The organism is Sphingomonas sp. HF-S4 (genome assembly GCF_032911445.1).
Lineage (GTDB): Bacteria > Pseudomonadota > Alphaproteobacteria > Sphingomonadales > Sphingomonadaceae > Sphingomonas > Sphingomonas agrestis.
In genome coordinates this window covers 1548920-1564744 of sequence record NZ_JAWJEJ010000001.1, presented here as the reverse complement: position 1 = coordinate 1564744, position 15825 = coordinate 1548920, and the positions used below count along the sequence as shown (strand labels likewise).

13 protein-coding genes are annotated in these 15825 nt (G+C 65.8%); 6 read left to right on the top strand and 7 right to left on the bottom strand.

Annotated elements, in window-relative coordinates; all coding sequences use genetic code 11:
- Window positions 1–122: 122 nt before the first annotated feature.
- Entirely contained in the window at window positions 123–1745 is a 1623-nt protein-coding gene (locus RZN05_RS06730; RefSeq protein ID WP_317225849.1) for a DNA methyltransferase, read from the top strand.
- Window positions 1746–1763: 18 nt separating this feature from the next.
- Here RZN05_RS06730 and RZN05_RS06725 read toward each other — a convergent pair whose 3' ends face one another.
- Both RZN05_RS06725 and RZN05_RS06720 read right to left on the bottom strand, forming a co-directional pair.
- Entirely contained in the window at window positions 1764–2216 is a 453-nt protein-coding gene (locus RZN05_RS06725) for a hypothetical protein (protein ID WP_317225848.1), read from the bottom strand.
- The gene (locus RZN05_RS06720) at window positions 2213–3550 is read right to left on the bottom strand and encodes a dicarboxylate/amino acid:cation symporter (RefSeq protein ID WP_317225847.1); all 1338 of its coding nucleotides are present in this window, start codon (window positions 3548–3550) and stop codon (window positions 2213–2215) included. The genes RZN05_RS06725 and RZN05_RS06720 overlap by 4 nt, the downstream gene beginning before the upstream one ends.
- 103 nt (window positions 3551–3653) lie before the next feature.
- On the opposite strand from RZN05_RS06720, the gene RZN05_RS06715 reads away from it, so the two are divergent.
- Entirely contained in the window at window positions 3654–4916 is a 1263-nt protein-coding gene (locus RZN05_RS06715) for a M24 family metallopeptidase (protein WP_317225846.1), read from the top strand.
- On the opposite strand, the gene RZN05_RS06710 is transcribed toward RZN05_RS06715, so the two are convergent.
- Complete coding sequence (locus RZN05_RS06710) at window positions 4876–5508, bottom strand: antibiotic biosynthesis monooxygenase (RefSeq protein WP_317225845.1); 633 nt, start codon at window positions 5506–5508, stop codon at window positions 4876–4878. The genes RZN05_RS06715 and RZN05_RS06710 overlap by 41 nt on opposite strands.
- 147 nt (window positions 5509–5655) lie before the next feature.
- Between RZN05_RS06710 and alaS the strand changes: the two genes are divergently transcribed.
- Window positions 5656–8307, top strand: a complete 2652-nt coding sequence (alaS, locus tag RZN05_RS06705; protein ID WP_317225844.1) for an alanine--tRNA ligase — start codon at window positions 5656–5658, stop codon at window positions 8305–8307.
- 71 nt (window positions 8308–8378) lie between these two features.
- Here alaS and RZN05_RS06700 read toward each other — a convergent pair whose 3' ends face one another.
- The 3 genes from RZN05_RS06700 to argJ all read right to left on the bottom strand — a co-directional run bounded on the left by RZN05_RS06700 (window position 8379) and on the right by argJ (window position 11093).
- Window positions 8379–8891, bottom strand: coding sequence for a hypothetical protein (locus tag RZN05_RS06700; protein WP_317225843.1), 513 nt, complete (start codon window positions 8889–8891; stop codon window positions 8379–8381).
- Window positions 8892–9198: 307 nt separating this feature from the next.
- Window positions 9199–9741: a hypothetical protein gene (locus tag RZN05_RS06695; protein WP_317225842.1), complete on the bottom strand. Its 543-nt coding sequence runs from the start codon at window positions 9739–9741 to the stop codon at window positions 9199–9201.
- 125 nt (window positions 9742–9866) lie between these two features.
- Window positions 9867–11093 carry a bifunctional glutamate N-acetyltransferase/amino-acid acetyltransferase ArgJ gene (gene argJ, locus RZN05_RS06690; RefSeq protein ID WP_317225841.1) on the bottom strand — a complete coding sequence of 409 codons (1227 nt, stop codon included), beginning with the start codon at window positions 11091–11093 and terminating at the stop codon, window positions 9867–9869.
- Window positions 11094–11162: 69 nt separating this feature from the next.
- On the opposite strand from argJ, the gene RZN05_RS06685 reads away from it, so the two are divergent.
- The 3 genes from RZN05_RS06685 to secA all read left to right on the top strand — a co-directional run bounded on the left by RZN05_RS06685 (window position 11163) and on the right by secA (window position 15032).
- Window positions 11163–11813 carry an energy transducer TonB gene (locus RZN05_RS06685; protein ID WP_317225840.1) on the top strand — a complete coding sequence of 217 codons (651 nt, stop codon included), beginning with the start codon at window positions 11163–11165 and terminating at the stop codon, window positions 11811–11813.
- Window positions 11814–11915: 102 nt separating this feature from the next.
- A complete protein-coding gene (locus tag RZN05_RS06680) occupies window positions 11916–12176 on the top strand; it encodes a hypothetical protein (protein ID WP_317225839.1) in 261 nt (86 codons plus the stop codon).
- A 114-nt stretch (window positions 12177–12290) separates the two neighbouring features.
- A complete protein-coding gene (secA, locus tag RZN05_RS06675; RefSeq protein ID WP_317225838.1) occupies window positions 12291–15032 on the top strand; it encodes a preprotein translocase subunit SecA in 2742 nt (913 codons plus the stop codon).
- A gap of 84 nt (window positions 15033–15116) precedes the next feature.
- Here secA and RZN05_RS06670 read toward each other — a convergent pair whose 3' ends face one another.
- Window positions 15117–15719, bottom strand: coding sequence for a CC0125/CC1285 family lipoprotein (locus tag RZN05_RS06670; protein WP_317225837.1), 603 nt, complete (start codon window positions 15717–15719; stop codon window positions 15117–15119).
- Window positions 15720–15825: the final 106 nt, after the last annotated feature.

The window sequence follows — 15825 nt, the reverse complement described above, 5'->3', positions numbered from 1 at the left end:
CCAATCGTAAATACTCCGTAACGGATCCGAAGAGCGGGTTTTGGTTCGAAGCGGACAAGTATAGATCTAGAACAGGATTGTCCTCCCTTTAGCGTTGTGTCCCTTGGCGACGGGGACGCCGGTTGGGCAACAGGCTATATTATGGAGACAATCTCGATGTTCTTCGCGAGCATGTGCGCGAAGAGAGCGTCGATCTCGTCTATCTGGACCCGCCGTTCAATTCCAATACCGGCTACAACCTCGTTTTCAAACCAGTGAACGGCCAGGGTGCGGATGCCAGCATCCAGGCCTTTGACGACACCTGGACATGGGGCGAGGCATCGAAGAGTGCCTTGCTGGACATCGCGTGCGGCACCAACCGCGCATTGCAGGGAATGATGCGCACGATGCACGACACGCTGGGTGACTCGCCGCTGATGGCGTACCTGGCGATGATGACGGTGCGGCTGGTCGAACTGCATCGGGTGCTCAAGCCGACCGGCTCGCTCTATCTCCACTGCGACTCGACCGCGAGCCACTCCCTCAAGCTGGTGCTGGATGCCGTGTTCGGCCCGGAAAATTACCGGAACGAGATTATCTGGAAGCGGACCTTCGCGCACGGCAACGTCTCGCGTGGCTATGGCGATGTCACGGACACGATCTTCTTCTATTCGAAGACCAGGGACTTCGTCTGGAACCAGCTCTACACGCGGATGCCGGCAGAGAAGGCCGACAAGGTCTATGCGCAATCGGATCCCGACGGACGGCGCTGGCAGTCCGTGACGCTGCGAAATCCGAGCGTCCGCCCCAATCTGCATTATCCTTACACCGCCGCGAACGGGATCACCTATCAGCCGCATCCCAACGGATGGTCGTGCAACATCGAGCGCATGACCCGATATGATCGGGAAAAACGATTGCACTATCCGACGAAGGAGAGCGGCTCTCTCCGCCTCAAAATGTACGAGGACGAAAGCCTGGGCGCGCGCCTGCAATCGCTGTGGACCGATATCCCTCCCTTATCGGCCAATGCCCAGGAGCGGTTGGGCTACCCCACCCAGAAGCCGCGCGCGCTGCTCGAGCGGATCGTTGCGGCTTCCTCCAATCCCGGCGCCGTGGTGCTCGACCCGTTCTGCGGGTGCGGCACGGCAGTGGATGCCGCCCAGAAGCTGGGGCGGACGTGGATAGGGATCGATGTCACGCACATCGCCATCGGGATGATAGAGAACCGTATGCGCGATGGGTATCCGGGAATCGCGTTCGAGACGATCGGGGTGCCCAAGGACCTGGCAAGTGCCGAGCGGCTGGCGGTGGAGGACCCGCACCAGTTCCAGCAATGGGTGTCGTGGCAAGTCGGCGGCTTCCCGCGCGAGAAGAAGGGCGGGGACAAGGGCGTCGATGGCTGGTTCAATTATCTCGCCGCGAAGGACCGGATCGAGACGGGGGTGATCAGCGTCAAGGCGGGAGACAATGTGACGCCCAACATGGTGCGCGATCTTGGCCGGGTAATGGAGCGCGACAAGCATCGCTTCGGTCTGTTCGTGATGAAAGGCCTGCCGACCAAGGGGATGCGCGACGAAGCGGCGTCGCAGCCGGTGATCGAGACCGAGTTCGGGCGCTTTCCGGCGCTGCAGTTCGTGACACTGGCAGAGCTGTTCATGGGGCGCAGACCAAAGCTTCCGCCGCTCATCAGTCCGGTGAAGAAGGCGGCGCGCGTGGAGATGCGCGAATCGCATCAGGCCAGCGCGCAGGGCAGCTTGTTGTAGGGAGCGCCCGGTCCGGCCTTAAGGGCCAGGTTTCGGACGAGAGGGCGGCGGCACGACGGTGATCGTCGGCCCCTTGAATGCGGGCAGCGGCGCGCCCCTGGGGCAGGCGACGCGGTAGATCGGCGCCATGTCCTCGCCGACGAACAGCGGCTGGCGCTCGATCTGCTCGGCGGGCACGGTCCGCGTGCGCACCGGCTCGGGCCCCGCGCCATATTGTGCCATCGACAGCATGCCCATCGTCTGCGCCTTGCAGTCGATCTCGGCGTGCATGATCGCCGACCAGGGCGTGTCGCTCTTGGCGACCACGCGCAGCTTGAGCCGCGTCCGCCCGCCAGTGCGGGTCACGCTAGCCGGACCGTAGAAGGTCTCGCCGTCGCGATCTGTGTAGAGGCTGACCCATTTGGCGTCCTGTGCCGCGACATGCGCTGCCGGCCAACACGCCAGCGCTGCGGCGATCACCGCGCGCCTCATGGCCGCGGCTTGCCCTCGCCATATTCCTCGAAGCTGTCGAGGTCGGGCGCGCCTGCTGCCGGCACCGGCTTGACCCCGGGCGCCGCGGCCTCGGGCGGATCGAGCTGGCCCTCCCACCGCGCCACCACCGTCGCCGCGACGGCGTTGCCGATCACGTTGGTCGCGGTCCGTCCCATGTCGAGGAAATGGTCGACCGCCAGGATCAGCAGGATTCCCGCCTCTGGGATGTTGAAGTGGCTGAGCGTGCCGGTGATCACCACCAGGCTCGCGCGCGGCACGCCGGCGATGCCCTTGCTGGTGATCATCAGCATCAGCAGCATCGTGATCATCGTCCCCCAGTCGAGCGGGATGCCATAGGCCTGGGCGATGAAGATCGACGCGAACGTCATGTACATCATCGAGCCGTCTAGGTTGAACGAGTATCCGAGCGGCAGCACGAAGCTCGCGATCCGCGGCGGCACCCCGAACCGGTCGAGCGCCTCGAGCGTGCGCGGATAGGCGGCCTCGGACGAGGCGGTCGAGAAACCGAGCAGGATCGGATCGCGCAGGTAGCGCAGCAGCGTGCCGGTGCGCGGCCCGACGAACACGAAGCACGCGCCGAGCAGCACCGCCCACAGCACGAACAGCCCGATATAGAAGGTGCCCATGAAGTAAGCGAGGTCGCCGACCACGCCGAGCCCGCGTGTCGCCAGCGTCCGCGCCACTGCGCAGAACACGGCCACCGGCGCGAACAGCATGACGTAGCCGGTGACGGTCAGCATTACCGACACCAGCGCCTCGAGCCCCTTGAGCAGCGGCGCGGCCTTCTCGCCCACCGCGGCCATCCCCACGCCGAAGAACAGCGAGAAGATCACGAGCTGGAGGATGTCGTTGGTCGCCATCGCGTCGATCGCCGAGGTCGGCACGATGTGGATGAAGAACTTGGCCGCATCGAACCCCGAGCGGTCGACGCCGCTCGATGCCGCCACGTCGGGCAGCGGCAGGTTGAGCCCGACGCCCGGCTGGAGCACATTGACCAGGATCAGCCCCAGCGTCAGCGATACCAGGCTGGCGGTGACGAACCACAGGAACGCCTTCAGCCCCACGCGCCCGATCGCGCCGGTGCCGCCCATATGCGCGATGCCGACGACCAGCGTCGAGACCACCAGCGGCGCGATGATCATCTTGATCAAATGCAGGAACATCTGGGTCGGGATGTCGAACCAGTAGCTGATGTCCTTCAGCTGCTGCGTGCCCGCCGCGGTGCCGTCGTCATAGGCGACATTGAGCCCCCAGCCGATCAGGCCGCCCAGCAGCAGCCCGGCCAGAATGAACCATGTCAGTCGCTTGCCCACAAACATCCCCTGGGAAAATTTCGCGGCAGGGAAGGGGATTGTCGTCGCCGGGTCAAGGACCGTATCGCGGCTGTCCACGCAATTCTTGCCCGGAGTCGCCCCGATGCCACGCCTTTCGCTGAGCCGCCGCGCGCTGATCGGCGCCGCCGGCACCGTCCCGTTGCTGGCGCTGCCGGGCCTGCTCCGCGCCGAGGAGATCGACGTTTCGGGGCTGGACGATATCACCAAGGGCGCCGTGCCGATCGGCCGCGACGAGCGCCTCGCGCGCATCGCCCGCGCCCAGGCGCTGATGAAGGCAGAAGGCATCGGCGCAGTGCTGATCGAGCCGGGCTCGTCGCTGATCTACTTCACCGGGGTGCGCTGGAGCCGCAGCGAGCGGTTGACCTGCGTGGTGATCCCGGTCGAAGGCGAGCCGTGCATCGTCACGCCGTTCTTCGAGGAACCGTCGGTGCGCGAGAGCCTCGGCATCCCGGCGCAGGTCCGCGTCTGGCAGGAGGACGAGGATCCGCTCAAGGTCGTCGCCGGCTTCCTCAAGGAGCGCAGGCTCGCCGCCAGGCCGGTCGGGATCGAGGAGACCAACCGCTATTTCATCGTCGACGGCCTGCGGAAGGCATTGCCGTCGGCGCGACTCGTCTCGGCCAACCCGGTCGTGCGCGGCTGCCGGATGATCAAGACCGCGCCCGAGATCGCGCTGATGCAGGCGGCCACCGACGTGACGATCGCGGCCTATCGCTGGACCTATCCCCGCATTCGCGAGGGCATGACCCCGCGCGACATCGCCGCGCTGATGAGCGCCGCCACGCGGAAGCTCGGCGGCGGCAACGAATGGAACCTCATCCTGCTCGGCGAGGCTGCCGCCTATCCGCACGGCAGCGGCAAGCCGCAGGCGGTCCGCGCCGGCGAGGTCGTGCTGATGGACTGCGGGTGCAGCGTCCAGGGCTATCAGTCGGACGTGTCGCGCAGCTTCGTCTTCGGCAAACCCAGTGCCGAGCAGCGTAAGGTGTGGGACCAGGTTGCCCGCGGTCAGCAGGTAGCATTCGAAGCCGCCAAGGTCGGCACGCCCGCAGGCGCCGTCGATGACGCGGTGCGCGGCTATTACACCTCGCTCGGCTACGGCCCCGACTACAAGCTTCCCGGCCTGTCGCATCGCACCGGCCACGGCATCGGCATGGACGGCCACGAGCCCGTCAACCTCGTTCGCGGCGAGAAAACGCGTCTGGCACCCGGCATGTGCTTCTCCAACGAGCCCGGTCTCTACCTTCCCGGCAGCTTCGGTATTCGGCTGGAGGACTGCTTCCACATGACCGCGGCCGGCCCCAAATGGTTCAGCGTGCCGCCGAGGTCGCTCGAAGCGCCGATGGGCTGAGCGCCGTCTCCAGTGAGCCGAGCTTGTAGGCGAGTATCTCCGCCTGCACCGGCGGGCTTGCCACCCGGCCCGATGCCGACAGGCGTTCCGACACGTCGGGCACCGACGCACCCTGGGCGGCGAAGTCGAGCAGGAGGAAGTCGTCATCGCGAAGGCGCAGCACATAGCGGGCGGTGCCCTCGCCAATCGTCGCGTGTTCCAGTTCCTCGACCAATGCCGCTTCCAGGTTCCGGCCCTGTCCGTCGCCTGCGATCCAGTGAGTCCGCACCGCGCCGGTGAGGCGTTGGTCGCCCGGCGATACGCGTGCCGCGACGACGTCGGTCATCGCGATGTCGGGCAGGCCGCTCAGCATCGTGAAGGTGCGCACCACCAGTCCGCGGCCCACCTTGCCCAGCAGATGCACCAGCCGCCCGCGATTGCCGTCGAACGTATCGAAGATCGCAAAGTTGTCCGGCCCAAAGCGCAGCGCGAACCAGTCGCGGGTCTCGGGCTCCTCGGCGATCGGGGTCAGCGCCTCGCGCAGCCATGTCGCGACTCTCTCTCCATTGCCGGAGCCGGCCTGCATCGCCACGAACGGCGCCTTCGACTGCATAAGCATTCCTTCCGAGCCGGAAACGCGGTGGCGAACCGAAGTGAACGTGTGCTGGGCCGGGCGAGTTCCATGAGGAAACGCCATATCCGTGCGTCCGGATGCCCGTTTCGCTTGAGTGCCGCGCTGCGCCCGCCTACATCCGCGCGCATGACGTCCACGAACGATATCCGCCGCAGCTTCCTCGACTATTTCGAGGGTCAGGGTCATGCCCGCGTGCCGAGCGCACCGCTCGTCCCGCACAACGATCCCACGCTGATGTTCGTCAACGCGGGCATGGTGCCGTTCAAGAACGTGTTCACCGGCCTAGAGACGCGGCCCTATTCGACTGCGACCAGCTCGCAGAAGTGCGTCCGCGCCGGCGGCAAGCACAACGATCTCGACAATGTCGGCTATACCGCGCGCCACCACACGTTCTTCGAGATGCTCGGCAACTTCTCGTTCGGCGACTATTTCAAGGAACAGGCGATCACGCATGCGTGGACGCTGCTGACCAAGACCTGGGGCATTCCCGCCGACAAGCTGACCGTCACCGTCTATCACACCGACGACCAGGCGTTCGACCTCTGGAAGAAGATCGCCGGGCTCCCCGAGAGCCGGATCATCCGCATCGCCACCAAGGACAATTTCTGGGCGATGGGCTCGGACGGCCCGTGCGGCCCGTGCTCGGAAATCTTCTACGATCACGGCGACCACATCTATGGCGGCCCTCCCGGCAGCCCCGAAGAGGATGGCGACCGCTTCGTCGAGATCTGGAACCTCGTCTTCATGCAGTATCTGCAGGAGGCCGACGAGATCGTCAGCGAGCTGCCCAAGCCGAGCATCGACACCGGCATGGGGCTCGAACGCGTCGCCGCGGTGCTCCAGGGCGTCCACGACAATTACGATACCGACACGTTCAAGGCGCTGATCGCCGAATCGGGCGCGCTCACCGGCGCCGCGACCACCGGTGAAAATCAGGCGAGCCACCGCGTGATCGCCGATCATTTGCGCTCATCGGGCTTCCTCATCGCCGACGGGGTGCTGCCCGCCGCCGAGGGCCGCGGCTATGTCCTGCGCCGCATCATGCGCCGCGCGATGCGCCATGCCCATCTGCTCGGTGCCAAGGATCCGCTGATGCACCGCATGGTGCCGTCGCTGGTCGCCGAGATGGGCGCTGCCTTCCCCGAGCTGGTCCGCGCCCAGCCGCTGATCGAGGCGACGTTGCTCCAGGAGGAAACGCGCTTCCGCCGGACGCTGGCCAACGGACTACGTTTGCTCGACGAGGCGACGACGGGGTTGGGCGAGGGCGATACGCTGCCCGGCGCCACCGCATTCAAGCTCTACGACACGTTCGGCTTCCCGTATGACCTGACCGAGGACGCGTTGCGTGCCGACGGCATCCAGGTCGACCGTGCCGGCTTCGACACCGCGATGGCCGAGCAAAAGCGCGCCGCGCGTGCCGCGTGGAAGGGCTCGGGCGACAAGGCGTCGGACGAGGTCTGGTACGACATCGCCGACGAGCTCGGAGGCACCGAATTCACCGGCTATGTCGGCACCGAAGGCGAGGGCCAGGTCGTCGCGCTGGTCAAGGACGGCAAGCGTGTCGAAACCGCCGTACAGGGCGACAGCGTCACCATCCTCACCAACCAGACGCCCTTTTATGGCGAATCGGGCGGCCAGATGGGCGACGCCGGCGTGATCGCCAATGATAAGATGACTGCCAGCGTCGAGGACACGTCGAAGCCGCTCGGGCGCCTCCACGCACACCATGCGAAGATCGAAAGCGGTGAACTCGCCGTCGGCGACACCGTCAAGCTCTCGGTCGATGCCGAGCGCCGCGATGCGATCCGCGCCAATCATAGCGCCACCCATCTGCTTCACGCCGCGCTCCGCCAGCGTCTCGGCGGGCACGTCACCCAGAAGGGGAGCCTCGTCGCCCCCGATCGCCTGCGCTTCGATTTCTCGCATCCCTCGGCGCTGTCGCCACAGGATATCGCCGACATCGAAGCCGATGTGAACGCGCAGATCCGCCATAACGAGAGCGTCGGCACCCGGCTGATGACGCCCGAGGATGCGATCGCCGCGGGTGCGATGGCGTTGTTCGGCGAGAAGTACGGTGACGAGGTCCGCGTGCTCTCGATGGGCCGCGGCGACGAACAGCATTATTCGGTCGAATTGTGCGGCGGCACCCATGTCAATGCCACCGGCGACATCGCGATCTTCAAGATCATATCCGAAAGCGCGGTCTCCTCGGGCATCCGCCGCATCGAGGCGCTGACCGGCGAAGGCGCGCGCCAGTGGCTCAACGCTCGCGACGATCGGCTCAAGGAAGCCGCCGCCGCGCTCAAGACCTCGCCCGACGACGTGCCGGCACGCGTCGCGGCGCTGGTCGAGGAGCGCCGCCGGCTCGAGCGCGAGCTTGCCGAGGCCAAGAAGGCACTCGCGCTCGGCGGCGGCGGTGCGGCGGCGCCAGCAGGCCCCGAGCAGGTGGGCGGCATCAACTTCGTCGGCCAGGTGCTCGAGGGACTCGATCCGAAGGCGCTGCGCGGCGCGGTCGATGAGGCCAAGGCCCGGATCGGCGGCGGCGTGGTCGCTTTGGTCGCAGTCAACGAAGGCCGCGCCTCGGTCGCGGTCGGGGTTAGCGACGGGCTCGGGCTGAGCGCGGTCGACCTGGTCAAGGCCGCGGTGGCGGTGCTCGGCGGGCAGGGCGGTGGCGGCCGTCCCGACATGGCCCAGGGCGGTGGTCCCGACGGCTCCAAGGGAGCGGAGGCGCTCGAGGCGGTCAAGGGCGCGATGGCGGGCGCGGACGCGGCGGTGTAAGGCCTATCGTCGCCCCGGCACCAGGCCGGGGTGACGGGAGAATGAGTGGCGGACGCAAATGTCGATCCGTCTTACATCCCGAGCTTGTAGCCGTCCGCGGGGCTGACCCAGAGCACCCGCTGGGCCATCTCCGGCCGGGCAACGCCATCGATCGACACTTCGGCCTTTGCAGTGGCGCCGTCCGGCGTCTCGCGCGTGCAGCCGGTCTTGCCGGCCATCGGTGCAATCGACGCCACCACCTGCGGGCGGATCGCGTCAGCCATTGCCGGATCGGCGGGTTTGCCGTCCATCGCAAAGGTTGCCGCCTGGAAATCTTCGCTGCGGATCAAGCCGCACGTCGCGCCGTCCTTCACCGTGCCTTTCGACTTCACTTGCATCGTGATCAGCGGCTGGGGCGAGACAACCATCGTGGTTGTTGATTCGAAGCTGCCATCGGTGTTGAGCGCGTAGCTGCTCATCGCCGCGCACGTCTTCTTCTCGATATTCGGATTGGCGCATTGCTGCTTGCCTGCCCGTGCCGGGGCGAGCGGGTCGGCGGCCTGCGGCGTCGTGCCGGCCAGTAGGAGAAGAAACGCTTCGATCATCGGCCGGACTCCATCAGGTACGACGACCATGCTGCGCGCGCCGACAATCCGCAAGCCGCTCGGGGAGCCAGCCTCATGCGAGTTGCAATGTAGGATTTCGTCTGGTTGCATGACGCGGTTGGTGCTGCCGGCCGCTCTTTGCCATCGTTCGAGTCTCCCGAAAGCTGCGCGGGCACGCGCGCTTTTACTGGTGCCGCGTCCAGCGTACCGATGCTGCGTATCTGGCGCCTCGTATTACCAACTCGCCGCTTCCAGCGAAAACGCCGTTTCGAGTCAATTTGGTCAACCGGCGCGGTTGCCGTTAGGGTCAGCGCCCTAGGGCATAGCCGTCGCTGGGCGACACCCAGGCGACGGTCTGGCCGAGCTCGGGGTGCGCCACGCCGTCGATCGTCACGACGGCGCGCGTGACGCCGGCCTCGGTGCGGTCGATATAGCACCGCTTCTTGCCCTGCATCGGCTGCACCGTGTCGAGCACCTGCAGCCGCAACGCGCGCTCGTCATTGGGCGACAGTTTCTTGCCGCTGCGCAGCAGCATCCCGTTCTGGAAATCGCCGATGCGCATCGTCACGCAGACGCCGCCCTGCTCGATATCGCCGAACGTATCGTAGCGCAGCAGCAATGTCGGATCGCCGCCGACCAGCCCGCTCACCTTTGCATCGAAGCTCTTCGCGCCGCTCAGCTTGTAGCGGATGATCGTCTGGCAGGTGAGCCGTGCCGGGTTGGGCGAGATGCAGCGCAGCTTGCCGGCGCGTGCGGGCGCCAGCGGATCGGCAGAGAGCGCAGGCGCATCGGGAACCACGGGCGCGCTCTGTCCGGGCAGCAAGCTGGTAAGCAACAAGGCAACGATCATCGGACAAGTCTCCAAGACTGGTGACGCCGGGATGCGCCGACGCGCCAAATCCCGCAACCGCAATCAGCGCGGGAACGAGACGGTTGCCGGTGAAAGGGTACTCGCACCGCCGGCGAGCAACGACCTCAGCTCCGATAATCGGCGTTGATCGAGATATAGCCGTGGGTGAGATCGCAGGTCCACACGGTGGCGCGGCCTTCGCCCAGGCCGAGATCGACGCCGATCTCGATCTCGCGGCCCACGAGGTGCTTGGCGACCGGGGCTTCGTCATAGCCTTCGACTGCAAGCCCGCCACTGGCAACCTGGGTGGCGCCGAAGCGGATCGCGAGCTTGTCGCGCTCGGCGGGCTCGCCGGCCTTGCCGACTGCCATGACGACACGGCCCCAATTGGCGTCCTCGCCCGCGATCGCGGTCTTCACCAAGGGCGAATTGGCGATCGACATCGCAATGCGGTGTGCGCTGCGGTCGGACTCGGCGCCCTCGACCGTGATCTCGATCAGCTTCTGCGCGCCTTCGCCGTCGCGGACGACCAGCAAGGCGAGCTGGTGGCAGAGATCGGCGAGCGCCGCGCGGAAGGCGTCGGCGCCATCGCTGTCCTCGTCGGAGAGGAGCGTGTTGCCTGCCTGGCCGGTGGCGAAGGCGAGGATCGTGTCGCTGGTCGAGGTGTCGCCATCGACGGTGATGCACGAGAAGGTCGCGGTGTTCGCCTGACTCAATGCAGCTTGCAGGAATTCGGGGGCAACCGCGGCGTCGGTGAAGACGAAGCCGAGCATCGTCGCCATGTCCGGCGCGATCATCCCCGACCCCTTGATGATGCCGATCAGGTTGACCGTGCGGCCGTCGACCAGCGCAGTCGTCACCGCGGCCTTGGCGAAGGTGTCGGTGGTCATGATCGTTTCCGCCGCGGCTTCCCAGCATGCGGGTTCGGCGGCGAAGGCGGCGTCGAGGCCAGCCTCGGCCTTGTCGATCGGCAGCGGTACGCCGATCACCCCGGTCGAGGCGACGAAGACATCCGATGGCGCGCAGCCGAGATGGCCGGCGGTGCGCGCGGCGATCGCCTCGACCGCGGCGCGGCCACGATTGCCGGTGAAGGCGTTCGAATTGCCGGCGTTGACGACGAGCGCGCGCGCCTGGCCGAGGACCAGCGCCTTGCGGCACCATTCCACCTCCGGCGACGGGCATTTGCTGTTGGTCAGCACGCCGGCGACCGACGTGCCGGGATCGAGCGTGACGAAGGTCAGGTCGCAGCGATCCCATGTCTTGTAGTGCGCGCGGGCGACGCGCGGCGTGACGCCGGCGATTGCGGGCAGAGCGGGGAAGGGGAGAGCTAGCGGGGAGCGTTCGATGGACATGCGACAACCTGATGAGAGGGTGGGGCTGCTTCGGGCAAAGGGGGGCAAAGATCAATGATCTTGGGGGCAATGCTGCCGCTGCTGCTGCTGGCTGTGCAAGATGCGGCGGCGGGCGATGGCGGCGAGACGGTTCCGGTACAACCGCAAACCTCTCCGCGTGACTGGGTGTCGGTCAGCGACTATCCAACCGCGGCGCTCAACAAGCGCGGGTTCGGCGTCGTCCATTTTCGATTGACCATAGATGCAGCGGGCAAGGTTTCCGCATGCAACATTCTCAACACATCCGGTTTCTGGATGCTGGATCAACACACCTGCAAGCTGTTGACCGCACGCGCCCGGTTCGTTCCAGCGCGCAAGGATGGCGTAGCGGTTGAAAGCTGGTTCATAAGCAACTTCTTCTGGGCACATGGCGACTTCGACAAGAAGGATTGGAATGTGTTGGTCAAGGAAGTGACCGAACCGATCTCCAGCCGTGTCACAGTCAAAAAGCTGCCTACGAACTACAAGCAGGCACCGCTGACGCGGGTGCGTTTCGACGCCCGGGGCGCAGCCGATTGGTGCAACGTCGAACAGGGAAGCGGAAACCCCGCTATCGATACCGTGGCATGCGAGCAGGCGCTTGCTCAAGCAGAGCGTCCGGAGATGCAGGGCAATCTGCCACGGAAGCCGGATACGCGGATGTTCCTAGTCGAGTTTGTCGATGATTCATCCGGTAGATAGCGATAGCGACCTGGCGGCAGGTCGGCGCACCAGTCCCTGTGGCTGGTTTTGCCTGCTTTTGATTAGACGAACGCCGACGGGCGCACTACATCAGCCCGCGCAATGAACCTGCTGCTTCTCCTCACTGCGCTGTTTGCGAGCCTGACCGGTGCCGGTTCGGGCGAGCGCGTGCTGCGCCAGGTGCAGGGCGTGGCGGTGGTGCAGGCGGCGCAGGTGGCGCAGGCGGCGGTGCACCCGTCGCAGCGGGCGATCCCGGCCGTACCGGCGCCTCGCCTCGCCGAAGCCCGGCGGACGACCTGGCCGCGCGGCGAAAGCATCGCGATTGTCGCAACCTATCTGCCCTTCGAGCGTCGGCTCGAGTGAGGTTTCGCGCGGCACGCTGAGGCGGGCTGCGCTTTTCGCATTTTCGCCCTCTGCGGGGGCCCGTTAGCCGGGCCGTGCCCGCCCGACCAACATCAGATCACGACAGGAATTCCCATGCTCGGCGGCATTGCCAAGACCCTTTTCGGCTCCTCGAACGAACGCTACGTCAAGTCGCTCGGTAGCATCGTCCAGAAGATCAACGCGTTCGAGCCGGCGATCTCGTCGATGAGCGACGAGGAACTCGCGACCCAGACGATCCTGTTCCGCGACCGGCTCTCGCGCGGCGAGAAGATCGATTCGATCCTGCCCGAGGCATTCGCGACGGTGCGCGAGGCGGCCAAGCGCACGCTCGGCCAGCGCCATTACGACGTCCAGATGATCGGCGGCATCGTCCTCCACCGCGGCGAGATCGCCGAGATGCGCACCGGCGAGGGCAAGACGCTGGTCGCGACGCTTGCGACCTATCTCAACGCGCTGCCGGGCGAGGGCGTCCACGTCATCACCGTCAACGATTACCTCGCCAAGCGCGACGCCGAATGGATGGCGCAGGTCTATGGCTTCCTGGGCCTCACCACCGGGGTGATCGTCCCGAACCTCACCGACCAGCAGCGCCGCGACGCCTATGCCGCGGACATCACCTATGGGACGAACAACGAGTTCGGTTTCGACTATCTGCGCGACAACATGAAGTATGATCGCGCGTCGATGGTCCAGCGGCCGTTCGCGATGGCGATCGTCGACGAGGTCGATTCGGTGCTGATCGACGAGGCGCGCACCCCGCTGATCATTTCGGGCCCGACCGACGATCGCAGTGAGCTGTATATGAGCGTCGACGCGATCGTGAAGCAACTCGTGCCGGTCGATTACGAGAAGGACGAGAAGCAGCGCACGATCGTGCTGACCGAGGACGGCACCGAGAAGGTCGAGCGGATGCTCGAAAATGCCGGGCTGCTCCAGGGCGCCAATCTCTACGATTTCGAGAACACCCAGGTGGTCCACCACCTCAACCAGGCGCTGCGCGCGAACGTGATGTTCAAGCGTGACATCGATTACATCGTCAAGGACGACAAGGTCGTCATCATCGACGAGTTCACCGGCCGCATGATGGACGGGCGCCGCTGGTCCGAGGGGCTTCACCAGGCGGTCGAAGCCAAGGAAGGGGTGAACATCGAGCCCGAGAACCAGACGCTCGCCTCGATCACCTTCCAGAACTATTTCCGCATGTACCCCAAGCTGGCGGGCATGACCGGCACCGCCGCGACCGAGGCGCCCGAATTCTTCGACATCTACAAGATGAACGTCGTCACCATCCCGACCAATTTGCCGGTGGCGCGCGTCGACGAGGAAGACGAGTTCTACAAGACCACCGAGGAAAAGTTCGGGGCGATCGCCAAGAAGATCCGCGAGCATGCTTCGAAGGGCCAGCCGGTTCTGGTCGGCACCGTCTCGATCGAGAAGTCCGAGCTGCTCTCCGAGTTCCTCAAGAAGGAAGGCGTCGAGCATTCGGTGCTCAATGCGCGCCACCACGAGCTCGAGGCCGGGATCGTCGCGCAGGCGGGGCGGATCGGGGCTGTGACGATCGCCACCAACATGGCGGGCCGCGGCACCGACATCCAGTTGGGCGGCAACCTCGAATTCCGCGTCCATGACGAGCTGGAAGGCATGGAGGAAGGCCCGGCGCGCGAGGCGGCGATCGAGCAGATCAAGGCCGAGATCCAGGCCGAGAAGCAGCGCGTGCGCGAGGCGGGCGGGCTGTTTGTGCTCGGCACCGAGCGCCACGAGAGCCGCCGCATCGACAACCAGCTGCGCGGCCGCTCGGGCCGCCAGGGCGATCCGGGCCTCAGCCGCTTCTACCTGAGCCTCGACGACGATCTGCTGCGCATCTTCGGATCGAACACATTGTTCGCCAAGATGATGCGCAACAATATCGAGGATGGCGAGGCGATCGGCTCGAAGTGGTTGACCAAGGCGATCGAGACCGCACAGAAGAAGGTCGAGGCGCGCAACTACGACATCCGCAAGCAGGTCGTCGAATATGATGACGTGATGAACGACCAGCGCAAGGTCATCTATGAGCAGCGAGCCGACATCATGGACGCTGCAACCGTCGGCGAAGTCGTCGAGGACATGCGGCACGAGACGGTCAACGCGATCGTCGGTGATGCCTGCCCGGTCGGCAGCTATCCCGAGCAGTGGGATGTGGCGGGCCTGAAGGAGAAGGTCTCTGCGACGCTCGGCGTCGAGGCACCGGTCGACGAGTGGATCGTTGCCGAGGAGGCGATCGAGCCCGAGATCGTCGAGGAGCGCATCCGCGAGATGGCCGATGCGGTGGTCAACACCAAGGCGGCCGAGCTCGAGACCGAGACCTGGACGCAGATCGAGAAGTCGATCCTGCTGCAGAATCTCGACCATCACTGGAAGGAGCATCTCGCACTGCTCGACGCGCTGCGCCAGGTCGTCCATCTGCGTGCCTATGCGCAGAAGACGCCGATCAACGAATACAAGCACGAGGCGTTTTCGATGTTCGAGCGCATGCTCTCGAGCATCCGCGAGGACGTGACGCGGACGCTGGCCTTCGCGCAGTTCCGCATGGCGCCGCCCGAACTGCCGGAGCTGCCCGACTTCCTGACCACGCACATCGATCCGCTGACCGGGCTCGACAATACCAACGATTATGACGGCGGCGCGGTAGGCACGGTGTTCAACCAGCTGCCCCCGATGCAGATCCCCCAGCCGTCGGGCGAGGATCTCGGCACCGATCCGTCGCAATGGGAAGGGCTGGTCAGCCGCAACGCGCCGTGCCCGTGCGGATCGGGGCGGAAGTACAAGCACTGCCACGGCGCTCTGACGGCCTAGGACATAAAAAATCCTCCCTCGCGAAGCGGGGGAGGACCTCACTTTAGAAACGCCCCTCCCTGCAAGCAGGGAGGGGAACAGTGTTTACCGCGTTTCGGGCATCTTGATCGACGGCCCCAGCCGGTCGAGCACTTCGCGGGCATCGAACGCGCGGAGATTGTCGCGCGGCTTGGGGCCGCGGCCGGTGACGATCTCGGCCATCGCCTCGTACTGGCGGACGGTGCGGTAATCCCAGTCGCGCCCGCGCCAGAATGGATCGTCGAAGAACGGGTCGTAGCTGCGCCAGCCCCAGCGTGGGCCGCGATAGAAGCGCCACGACGGGCTCCAATAGCCCCAGGGACCGCCGCCATAGAAACCGCCACCGAACGCACCCGGCGTGCGATAGGTCTCGGTCTTGGTCTCGGTGTCGCGAGTGACGAGGATGAAGTGATCGTCGCCGCGCTGTACGGTTAGCTCGGCGGCACGATACAGCAGATAGCGCTCGACGGTCTCGCGCGCGGTCAGGCTGTTGCCCGAGAAACTGACGCGGAAACGGTTGCTCTCGATCTGCTCGTCCATATAACCGGCGCGCGACGACGTCGCAGGCTGGTAGGGCGTCGCGGTCATGCAGCCGCCAAGCGCCGCGCTGCCCATCAGGGCTGCGGCCAGCGCCAGGATGCGCGGACGTCGGGTTATGCGATTAAGCACTGGTTCCTCCGATAGTTACGGCGAGGGGCGGGGATGCCGATCGCAATTCGAACGCGCACGAGTGGCGAAAGGCTCCCGAGCGGACAAGCGATGAATCGTGCACCCC

Excerpts from the sequence above, each read along its gene's own strand:
- RZN05_RS06725 (WP_317225848.1), bottom strand. The coding sequence starts at position 2,216 with ATGAGGCGCGCGGTGATCGCCGCAGCGCTGGCGTGTTGGCCGGCAGCG.
- RZN05_RS06715 (WP_317225846.1), top strand. The coding sequence starts at position 3,654 with ATGCCACGCCTTTCGCTGAGCCGCCGCGCGCTGATCGGCGCCGCCGGC.
- RZN05_RS06710 (WP_317225845.1), bottom strand. The coding sequence starts at position 5,508 with ATGCAGTCGAAGGCGCCGTTCGTGGCGATGCAGGCCGGCTCCGGCAAT.
- alaS (WP_317225844.1), top strand. The coding sequence starts at position 5,656 with ATGACGTCCACGAACGATATCCGCCGCAGCTTCCTCGACTATTTCGAG.
- RZN05_RS06700 (WP_317225843.1), bottom strand. The coding sequence starts at position 8,891 with ATGATCGAAGCGTTTCTTCTCCTACTGGCCGGCACGACGCCGCAGGCC.
- RZN05_RS06695 (WP_317225842.1), bottom strand. The coding sequence starts at position 9,741 with ATGATCGTTGCCTTGTTGCTTACCAGCTTGCTGCCCGGACAGAGCGCG.
- argJ (WP_317225841.1), bottom strand. The coding sequence starts at position 11,093 with ATGTCCATCGAACGCTCCCCGCTAGCTCTCCCCTTCCCCGCTCTGCCC.
- RZN05_RS06685 (WP_317225840.1), top strand. The coding sequence starts at position 11,163 with ATGCTGCCGCTGCTGCTGCTGGCTGTGCAAGATGCGGCGGCGGGCGAT.
- RZN05_RS06680 (WP_317225839.1), top strand. The coding sequence starts at position 11,916 with ATGAACCTGCTGCTTCTCCTCACTGCGCTGTTTGCGAGCCTGACCGGT.
- secA (WP_317225838.1), top strand. The coding sequence starts at position 12,291 with ATGCTCGGCGGCATTGCCAAGACCCTTTTCGGCTCCTCGAACGAACGC.